Below are 1,153 nucleotides of genomic sequence, written 5' to 3' on the forward strand. Positions count from 1 at the left end.
GCTTTGTAAGGTACGATTTATCGAGCCCACTAAATGCATTAAGAATTGCTTTTTTCATATTCGATCTCGATTTTAACCTTGTTGTAAGCTAACGCTGCGTTAAGGTGTGACAAGCGCTTGCCATACTTGAGCGAAGCGAAACCGGCAAGCGTTTGGAATCACTCTTAAACGCTTTGTTAGCCATCGAATTCAACACGCTCAATTTTACCTTTAACCGACTGAACTTTATACATTTTACATTGTGGATAGTGAGCTGCGATTAAACTAACTAAATTTGCAAGATCCTCATCGGCAATTCGAGCAGAGAAAGTTACCGACACCAACTCTTCTTTGTAAAACTCAAAGTCACTGTATCTTTTATCCTCCCCAGGACGGCGTGTCATCACACGCCACTCTTTTTCATATTCCCACTTTGCAGTTTTGGTGTAATAAATTGCATCAGCAGTTTTGGCAAGCAACTCTTGACGCTCATCGTACAGCAAGAAGTCCAAAGCAGAGCCCAAATTAGGCGCACTGTCTGTATAAGTTACCTTTTTTGCCATTTGAAAAGGTGTGTCTAGCATTTCAATATGTCTAAACTCAAACATACATCCAGTATGATTGTCTCCATAGTGCGCCCACATAACTTCGTTGTTTTCATCTTCAGATAAGCAGATTATGCGTAAGGCACCGTTGTTATAACGTTCAGTTTCCTCGCGCAGGTTCTCTTCCAAACTCGACAAATTCAACTCAAGTGAAGAAAGTTCTCGATACAGTGTATCTTTACTGACTCCCTGACTTTTAGTCATTTGCATAAGAGAAACTAAACCCTCAGAGTCCGGAGAAAGCGATTTATTCAATTGCAGCTCTTCGTACGCAACGTTCATAAGAGTTTTTAAATATTCATCCTTACATGCGTCAATCGAAGGTTTGAAAGCAGGCATCCTTTGCAGTTCATTTATATCGTTAAATGAACTTGGGCAGGACCAACGAAGCTTTTGAGATTCAAGCACCAATTTTGCTGTATTAGCACTCATATATTTATATAAACAACTAGGTACTTCCAATTTTCCTCCTAGATGGCTAACGCCGCGTTAAGTAGTGAGCAACATTGCCACCTAACCTAAACCATTGTGCCATAAACACTAAATTCAAAGAAAACCAAAAATGCCCA

At 40.0% G+C, this 1,153-nt stretch carries 1 protein-coding gene; it reads right to left on the minus strand.

The features are described 5' to 3' along the window. Positions 1–176: 176 nt before the first annotated feature. Complete coding sequence (locus tag BS19_RS15010) at positions 177–1,046, minus strand: DUF2971 domain-containing protein (protein WP_245609293.1); 870 nt, start codon at positions 1,044–1,046, stop codon at positions 177–179. Positions 1,047–1,153: the final 107 nt, after the last annotated feature.

The organism is Vibrio pacinii DSM 19139 (assembly GCF_000711795.1).
GTDB lineage: Bacteria > Pseudomonadota > Gammaproteobacteria > Enterobacterales > Vibrionaceae > Vibrio > Vibrio pacinii.